Here is an 8,059-nt window from a genome sequence, read left to right on the forward strand (position 1 = left end):
AGATTCCCGAAAAAAAACGAACGCAGGGGCTGTGGTGCAGCGTTGTGGTCATGGTGTGCGAATCAGCCTTCGGACCGTCGGATGACGACATCGGCACGCCATTCCCATCCCCACGCACCGCAGACCTCCAACCGCAGAACGCCAGGCCGCCCAGTGGAGCCGGCGCTGCGGTCCAAGGCTCTGACGGGTGCTCAGTTTCTGGTCAAGGCGCTGGAAGCCCATGGCGTCACCCATGTGTTTGGCATCCCCGGGGCCAAGGTCGACAGCGTCTTCACGGCCCTGCTGGATTCGCCCATCGAGCTGGTGCTCTGCCGCCATGAGCAGAACGCGGCATTCATGGCTCAAGCCTTTGGCCGCCTGACCGGCCGCATTGGCGTCTGCCTGGCCACCTCCGGCCCTGGCGTGACCAACCTGGTGACGGGCCTGGCAACGGCGACCACCGAAGGCGACCCCGTGTTGGCGATCGGCGGTGAGGTGCCCCTGGACGATCGCTTTAAGCAGACCCATCAGTCGCTGGATGCCATCGGCCTGATGCAGCCGGTGACGCGTTTTGCCCAGTCCGCCCTCTCGATTCACGACCTACCGGAGGTCCTGGGCAATGCCATTCGGGCGGCTGAGCAGGGCCGGCCGGGGGCAGCCTTTCTGGGCCTGCCCAAAGACGTTGGCTTGGCTGAGATCGAGGCCGACCCATCGGCGGGCTGGGGTGAGCCGATCCTGCAGGGGCCCTGCCATCCCCAGGCCCTGAGCCGTGCCGCGGAGTTGATGGCAACCCTGGAGCGGCCCCTGCTCCTTCTGGGGATGCAGGCTTCAGATCCAGATCTCAGCGAAGCGCTCCAGGCCTATGTGCGCCGCAGCGGACTGCCCTACTGCGCCACCTTCCAAGGGCCCGGTCGCTGGGTCGCGCCGGAGCAGTACGTGGGGCGGTTGGGACTCTTCCGCAATCAACCGGGGGATGCCCTGCTAAGCGCTGCCGATGGGGTCATCTGCCTCGGCTTTGATCCGGTCGAATACGACCCCAGCCTCTGGAATAGCGATCAATCCCGCACCCTGATCAATGTCGATGTCCAGGCTGCGGACCAGGACCAAGCCTTCCTGCCCCAGGTGGAGTTGATCGGGGATCTGCAGCAGACCCTGATCGCCATGGCCACCCTGCCGCCACTGACGATCGCCCCTGATTTCCGTCAGCAGCAGCAGGCCCTCGCCGCTGAATTACGGGCGACGGCCGCCGAGGGTGCCTCCATGGGTGGGGCTGCTCCTGTTCATCCGTTGCGCCTGGTGCACGAGATCAGTTCGGTGATCACCAAGGACACCACGCTCTGCCTGGATGTCGGCTCCCACTACATCTGGATGAACCGCTATGCCCAGGCTGAGCGAGCCCGCCAGGTCCTGGTGAGCAATGGTCAGCAGACCCTGGGGGTGGCCCTGCCCTGGGCCATTGCCGCTGGGATGGTTCGCCCCGGCTGTCCCGTGGTCTCCGTCTCAGGGGACGGGGGCTTTTTGTTCACGGCGACGGAGCTGGAGACGGCGGTGCGGATGGGCAGCCGCTTCGTGCACGTGATTTGGAACAGCCACTCCTACAACATGGTGGAGTTCCAGGAGCAGGCCCACTACGGACGGGTCTCGGGGATCCAGCTTGGCGACTACGACGTCGTCAAGTTCGCCGAGGCCTTTGGCGCGAAGGGCTACTCGATCCAGAACGCCGAGGACCTCGGACCCGTCCTGCGGGAGGCTCTGCAGCAGCCGGTACCGGTTCTGATCAATGTTCCGGTGGACTACTCCGAGAACATCCGGCTGATGCAGAACGTGCACCAGCAGTTCATCCACTGAGGTTCCGATGAGCACGCAGCATGCGAGCGGTCACCACCTGAACGTCTCTGTTGGCGATGGTCTCTGGGACGCGCTGCACGCCTTGGCTGAACGCACGGGCGACAGCGTCAGCCATCTGGTTCGCCGCTCCCTGGCGGAAACCCTGGATCTTGACCACCACACGATCTATCAGGTCTCCACCTCTGGAGCGCTGGTGCAGGGGGTCTATCAGGGTTGCGTGCGCGTGGCGGACATCAAGCGCCATGGAGACTTCGGCCTGGGCACCTTCGATGGCCTTGATGGTGAGGGGATCATGCTCGATGGCACCTGCTGGCAGGCCCGCAGTGATGGGTCGGTGCATGTCGCCCCGGACTCGGCCCTGGCTCCCTTTTGGGCGACGACCTTCTTTGCGGCTGACACCACCACCACGCTGCCGTCCGTCAGCAGTTGGGATGACCTCACCGCCCAGCTCGATGGCCTAAGGCGCAGCGACAATCTCTTCTGCGCCATCCGCATTACCGGCACGTTCGAGAGGATCCACTACCGCGTGGCCTGCAAGAGCGCCCATGGCACTGACCTGGTGAGCGCGACCAGTCACCAGGCGGAGTTCAGCCAGAGCGGTCTGCGCGGAAGCCTGGTGGGGTTCTGGACTCCCAGCTATGCCCGCACGATCAATGTGCCCGGCTATCACCTGCACCTGCTGAGCGATGACCACAACCATGGCGGTCACATCCTCGACATGCAGGCCAAGGATCTGACGGTGCAGGTCCACATGGATAACCACGTGCACTTGGCCCTGCCGGAAACGCCGGCCTTCCTGGAGGCGGATCTACAGGGGGATCCCGCCGAGGCCTTGGCCCGAGCGGAGAGCAAACACAGCTGATCCCTGAGCCAGGGTTGCGCTGAGGGCCGTGTCCACGCTCAAGGTCCGCTCCCCTAGATGAACGGGGCGGGCACCATGGGCCTGGGCGAGCTCGATCTCAAAAGGGACAAAGCCGCCCTCGGGCCCGATCATCACCAGAGCGGGTTGGCCGGCGTGCTGAGCCAGGGGCTCCTCGGCCCCCATCTCCGTGATCAGGCAGAGCCTTCCGGCGCAGAGCCCTGGGAGCTCGTCTTCGATGAAGGGCCGGAAGCGTTGGTGCAGATGCACCTGCGGGGCGATGGTGTCTCGGGAGCGCTCCATGCCCGCGAGCAGGGCGTCCTCGACGTTGCTGGCTTGCAGCAGCGGGCTTTGCCAGTAGCTCTTCTCGACCCGCGCACTGTTAATCACGTGCAGATGGCTGATCCCAAATTCGGCGCATTGCCGCAGGATCCGGCGCAGCATCTTGGGTCTCGGTAGGGCCAGCACCAGATCGAAGGGATGGCGCTTTGGGGGCGGCTCGCCGAGGACGGCTCTAAGCACCACGCCACTGGAGTCCAGGGACTCAATCAGCCCCTGACCGCAGGCACCTCCAATGAGCCCAAGCCGCAGGGTCTCGCCCACGCTGGACTTGAGCACATTGCGAACGTGGCTCGCCCGCTCGTCAGTCAGCAGCACGCGCTGCTCGTCGATCCAGTCTTCTGGCCTCAGCAGGACGATGTTCATCGCTGTTCAGCAGCCGATGTCTTCTGCCCAGAGCTCAGGCTTCTGCTGCTGCATGGTTTGCATCAGCTCTTCGCAGTGTGGATCGTCCAGGCAGGTGACTTCGATCCCAGCCTCCTTGAGCCAGGTCTCGGCCCCTTGAAAGGTCTTGCGCTCTCCGATGACCACCCGCCGGAATCCCAGCAGAACAGCGGTTCCGGCGCACATCGGACAGGGAGAGAGGGTGGTGACCAGGGTCAGCTCACGCCAGTCGCGGCGCCGCCCGGGGTTGCGGATGCACTGGGTTTCACCATGGCTGGTGGGATCCCCGTTCTGGACCCGTTGGTTGTGTCCACGGGCGACGATCGTTCCATCCTCTTGGGCCAGGACGGCGCCGATGGGAATTCCCCCTTCGCTCCAGCCCCGTTCGGCTTCGGCCCGGGCCGCATCGACCAGACGTTGCATCGTGCTGCGATCGATCGCACCTCCGTGCCGTTGGCCCAAGCATGGCAGGCATGACGCAAGACAACCTCGGTCCGTGGGATCCAGAACGCCACAGCGTGGCTGAGATCGTTGCGGCGCTTGATCTTCAACCTCACCCCGAGGGGGGGTGGTATCGAGAGACCTTCCGTAGCGCGCTCAAGGTGCGCCGCGCCGATGGGGTGCAGCGCGATGCCCTGACCCAGATCCTGTTTCTGTTGGGCCCCGGGGAGATCAGTCGCTGGCATCGGGTAAATCACGCCGATGAGAGTTGGTGCTGCCTAGCGGGGGATCCCTTGGCGTTGCTGCTGGTCATGGATGGGCAGCTGCAGGAGCACTGTCTTCTGCCGGGTTCAGCAGAAACGGTCGTGGTGCCAGCGGGTGTCTGGCAGGCCGCTCGGGCTTCAGGGCGTTGGAGCCTGATGGTGTGTGCGGTCGCTCCTGGTTTTGACTTTGACGACTTTCAAATGCTCAGCGAACTTTCAGAAGCTGAACATCCACCAGCTGCCCTGGTCGAGTATCGCTAGAGCCTGGTGCCATCTTTGGCTCAAATTCAAAGCCGCGGGCTCAGATGTCTTGCTGTGACTGCAGGGTCCCATCTCTTTTGAGAGCGTCAGGACCTGAAAAGCCGGAGATCGGACTTGAACCGACGACCTACTGATTACGAATCAGTTGCTCTACCACTGAGCTACACCGGCAGCCCAGTGAAATTAGCATTCAGGCTTCGAAGCCTGAGACGCGCGGATGCCGCCTGACTCCCGTCCCCCACTGGATCCCGATCTCAGGGCTCGTCTGTTGCAGGAGGCTCGCACCCCCTGGCGTGGACTCAGGCGAGGACTCTGGTTGGCCTTTACTGCTTCTGCGGCCGTTGGCCTCGCCACCATGGCGATGCGTTCGGCCGGTGGAGAGGTGGTCCAGTCCTCTGACCTCCTGATTCAGGTTTCGGCGTTAGCCCTCTTCGGGCTTCTCCTCTGGCGCGACCGCTCCCCCAGCGTCGACGACTGACGCGTCTTCGCTGTCCTGTTTGGCAGGGTCTTCCTCAGTGTCTTGGGGTGCTTCGGCAGTGGTCTCTTCGGGGCCGGTTTCTTCGGAACCGGGCTCTTCATGAACGACCGCTTCCTCCTCGGGCTCTGCGTCGGCGCCTGAGGCTTCCGCTTGCGGCACATCGACGTCTTCTGAGGCAAGGGCTTCAGCGTTGGCCTCGTGGTCTTCGTCGGTCGCCTCAACGACCTCCGCGTCCGCCTGCAAAGGCTCTGCAGCAGGTTCAGAAGCTTCTGCGGCGACGGGCTCTGTCTCGCTAGGTGAGTCGGTCTGTTCGGGTTCAGGAGCGATAGCTTCGGGTTTTTCCTGTTGGTCTTGCGGTGTGACCTTCGGTTCCGGCTCGACGGAAGCCGCAGGTTCGGCAAAGGCCAACGGCGCGAGAAGCAAGAGCGGTAGCCCAGCGTTGAGGCGCTGCTCAGCAGCCTGGACTTGGGTGAGGGGCAGGGTCTGATCCACCAGACCAGCGGATCTGGTGAGCATCCAGAGGGACTGGATCACTTGGGCCCACTGCCATTGGATCAGCGCCAACACCGGGATGCAGAGCAGCAGAACCACCAGCCTGGGGCTGCTGGATAGAGGGGACCAGGCCCAGGCCATGCCGGCGTGGCTGTCTGCCCACCAGGTCAGAGGAAGGAGCAGTGCTGCGCCCAGGGCAATGACGACCTTCAGAGGCAGGGCGGTCTGAAGGGCACTCAGACGAAACTGCTCTGGTCGGCGACCCCGCAGGGGCACCTGCAGGATCAGTACAGACCAGAGGTCGGGAGGAAGGCGCCAGAAGAGGACCGCGCTTCCTAGGGCGCCGATCGCCCAGGTCAGCAAGCGTTCAAAGCCTGGGAAGGGACCCGGGTCTGCCCCTGCAAACAGCAGGAATAGCAACAGGATTTCGAGCGGCAAGGCCGCGAGTCCCAGTAGCTGGAGCCACAGGAGCGGTTCGCGTCTTGCCGGATTCACGGTCAGTTGCTGAGGGTGCGTCGCTGCGTGACCAGTTTGAAGGATTCCACCCGGTCGCCCTCTTGCCAGTTGGCAAAACGATCACAGCCGATGCCGCATTCGAAGCCGGTGGCGACTTCTTTGACATCGTCCTTGCCGCGGCGCAGGGAGTCCAGGTCGCCCTCGAACACCTTTTCCTTGCCGCGCCAGACGCGGACCTTGCAGTTGCGCTGCAGTTTGCCGCTGGTGACGTAGCAACCCGCCACGGCGCTCTTGCCGATCGTGAAGACGGCCCGAACCTCGGTTTCGCCCAGGGGCTCTTCCACCAGTTCGGGTTCCAGCAGGCCTTCCATGGCCATCTGGATGTCCTCGAGCAGTTTGTAGATGACGTCGTAGTCACGAACATCCACGCCCGTGGCGTCAGCAGCACGCTTGGCGCCAGGCGCCATCGAGGTGTTGAAGCCGACGATGACAGCACCGGAAGCCGCCGCCAGGTCGACGTCGGTTTCGGTGACTTCGCCCGGTGCAGAGAGCAGCACGCGGACCTGAACCTCCTCTTGAGGCAGTTGTTCCAAGGACCCGAGGATTGCCTCGACGGAACCCTGAACGTCGGCCTTGAGGATGAGGTTGAGTTCCTTGAGTTCGCCTTCGCTGGCCTGGCCCGACATGGAGGCCAGAGAGACCCGGCGGGAGGCCATCTGTTGGGCCAGTCGGGTTGCGCGGGCTTCGGTGGCGCGGTCGCCGACCACCGCACGGGCCGTTTTTTCGTCGGTGTAGACCTCGAACTCGTCGCCGGCCGTCGGCACTTCGCTGAAGCCCAGGGCCTCAACGGCGTAGGAGGGGCCTGCTTCTTTGACGCGCTTGCCGTTGTCGTCGACCATGGCGCGCACCTTGCCCAGGATCGGACCAGCGGCCAGCACATCGCCGGTGCGCAGGGTGCCGTTCTGGATCAGCAGGGTGGCCACAGGGCCCTTCGCCTTGTCGAGGTGTGCCTCGATGACGGTGCCCCGGGCCATCCGGTCTGGGTTGGCCTGCAGGTCTTCCACTTCTGTGACCAGCAGGATCATCTCCAGCAGCTTCTCGATGTTCTCGCCCTTGATGGCACTGACCGGCACCATCACGGTGTTGCCGCCCCAGTCCTCAGCCACGAGTTCGTGGGAGGACAGCTCCTGTTTGACGCGATCCGGGGAGGCACCTTCTTTGTCGATCTTGTTGATCGCCACCACGATCGGCACCTTGGCGGCGCGGGCGTGGCTGATGGCTTCCAGGGTCTGGGGACGCACGCCGTCATCGGCGGCCACCACCAGCACGGCCACGTCAGTGACCTTGGTGCCACGGGCCCGCATGGCGGTGAAGGCTTCGTGGCCAGGGGTGTCGAGGAAGGTGATCTTCCGCTGCTCCCCGGCGTGGGGCACTTCGACTTGGTAGGCACCGATGTGCTGGGTGATGCCACCGGCTTCGCCAGCGGTGACCCGGGTTTTGCGGATCGAGTCCAGCAGGCTGGTCTTGCCGTGGTCCACGTGGCCCATGACCGTGACCACGGGCGGACGCCGGATCAGGTGAGCGAGATCGCTCTCTTCGATCATCTCGACGGTCTTGGCCGCCGCTTCCTCGACGTCGTCCTCGAGCACCGGAACGCCGAATTCCTGGGACACCGTCTCGATCGCTGAGAGATCGAGGGTTTGGGTCACCGTGGCGATGATGCCCTTGAAGAAGAGGCTCTTGATGATCTCGGAGCTCTCGACGCCCAGCTTGTCGGCCAGCTCCTGCACCGTGAGGTTGCCCTCCGGAACGATGAGCATTTCGGGCCGCTGTTGCTTGGCTTCCCGCGCGGCACGCAGCTCCATCGCGCGGCGGCGCTGACGCTGACGGGCGGTTTCCTTGCGGCGCTTGCGGGCCACAACGGTTGGCTTCGGCTGAGCGGAGCCAGCGCTGCGGGGTTTCGCCGGACGGGCGAGGGAGGCCTGCAGCACCACCGCATCGGTGTCACCGGCGTAGCCGCCGGTTTGTGCGGCCAGCGAGTCGTCGTTCTCGCCAATGATGTGAACGCGCTGGCGCTGCTTCTGGGGTGAGCGGCTGCGCAGTGCATCAAGACGCGCGCTGTCGTCCCAATCGGGGCGGCGGGGACGGCCGCCACCGGGCGGCATGGGAGCGCGGAAATTCGGGCGGCGAGGAGCCGACGGGGGAGTGACTGAAGGACGGTTGGCGTCGCCTGCTCCAGGGGCTCCGGGGGCGCCGGCG

The 8,059-nt window shown here is 64.5% G+C and carries 8 protein-coding genes and 1 tRNA gene; 4 read left to right on the forward strand and 5 right to left on the reverse strand.

Annotated elements, in window-relative coordinates; translation table 11 throughout:
* Window positions 1–81 precede the first annotated feature (81 nt).
* Together alsS and budA are read left to right on the forward strand one after the other, a co-directional pair.
* Window positions 82–1,827 carry an acetolactate synthase AlsS gene (gene alsS, locus CB0205_RS0105310; protein WP_232197246.1) on the forward strand — a complete coding sequence of 582 codons (1,746 nt, stop codon included), beginning with the start codon at window positions 82–84 and terminating at the stop codon, window positions 1,825–1,827.
* A gap of 7 nt (window positions 1,828–1,834) precedes the next feature.
* Complete coding sequence (gene budA, locus CB0205_RS0105315) at window positions 1,835–2,689, forward strand: acetolactate decarboxylase (RefSeq protein WP_010315204.1); 855 nt, start codon at window positions 1,835–1,837, stop codon at window positions 2,687–2,689.
* On the opposite strand, the gene CB0205_RS0105320 is transcribed toward budA, so the two are convergent.
* Together CB0205_RS0105320 and CB0205_RS0105325 are read right to left on the reverse strand one after the other, a co-directional pair.
* Entirely contained in the window at window positions 2,636–3,391 is a 756-nt protein-coding gene (locus CB0205_RS0105320; protein ID WP_010315206.1) for a 16S rRNA (uracil(1498)-N(3))-methyltransferase, read from the reverse strand. The two genes, budA and CB0205_RS0105320, sit on opposite strands and share 54 nt — an antisense overlap.
* A gap of 6 nt (window positions 3,392–3,397) precedes the next feature.
* The gene (locus CB0205_RS0105325) at window positions 3,398–3,832 is read right to left on the reverse strand and encodes a nucleoside deaminase (protein WP_010315208.1); all 435 of its coding nucleotides are present in this window, start codon (window positions 3,830–3,832) and stop codon (window positions 3,398–3,400) included.
* Window positions 3,833–3,882: 50 nt separating this feature from the next.
* Between CB0205_RS0105325 and CB0205_RS0105330 the strand changes: the two genes are divergently transcribed.
* Complete coding sequence (locus CB0205_RS0105330) at window positions 3,883–4,374, forward strand: cupin domain-containing protein (RefSeq protein WP_010315209.1); 492 nt, start codon at window positions 3,883–3,885, stop codon at window positions 4,372–4,374.
* 99 nt (window positions 4,375–4,473) lie between these two features.
* Here CB0205_RS0105330 and CB0205_RS0105335 read toward each other — a convergent pair.
* Window positions 4,474–4,545, reverse strand: a tRNA-Thr gene (locus CB0205_RS0105335).
* A 46-nt stretch (window positions 4,546–4,591) separates the two neighbouring features.
* Here CB0205_RS0105335 and CB0205_RS15265 point away from each other — a divergent pair.
* Complete coding sequence (locus CB0205_RS15265; protein WP_071777943.1) at window positions 4,592–4,852, forward strand: DUF3493 domain-containing protein; 261 nt, start codon at window positions 4,592–4,594, stop codon at window positions 4,850–4,852.
* On the opposite strand, the gene CB0205_RS0105340 is transcribed toward CB0205_RS15265, so the two are convergent.
* Both CB0205_RS0105340 and infB read right to left on the reverse strand, forming a co-directional pair.
* On the reverse strand, window positions 4,796–5,839 hold the full coding sequence (locus CB0205_RS0105340) for a low-complexity tail membrane protein (RefSeq protein WP_043705513.1): 1,044 nt from the start codon (window positions 5,837–5,839) through the stop codon (window positions 4,796–4,798). The two genes, CB0205_RS15265 and CB0205_RS0105340, sit on opposite strands and share 57 nt — an antisense overlap.
* Before the next feature lie 2 nt (window positions 5,840–5,841).
* On the reverse strand, window positions 5,842–8,059 hold a 2,218-nt coding region (gene infB, locus CB0205_RS0105345; RefSeq protein ID WP_029626135.1), incomplete at its 5' end, for a translation initiation factor IF-2.

Origin of the sequence: Synechococcus sp. CB0205, assembly GCF_000179255.1 — a bacterium.
Lineage (GTDB): Bacteria > Cyanobacteriota > Cyanobacteriia > PCC-6307 > Cyanobiaceae > Vulcanococcus.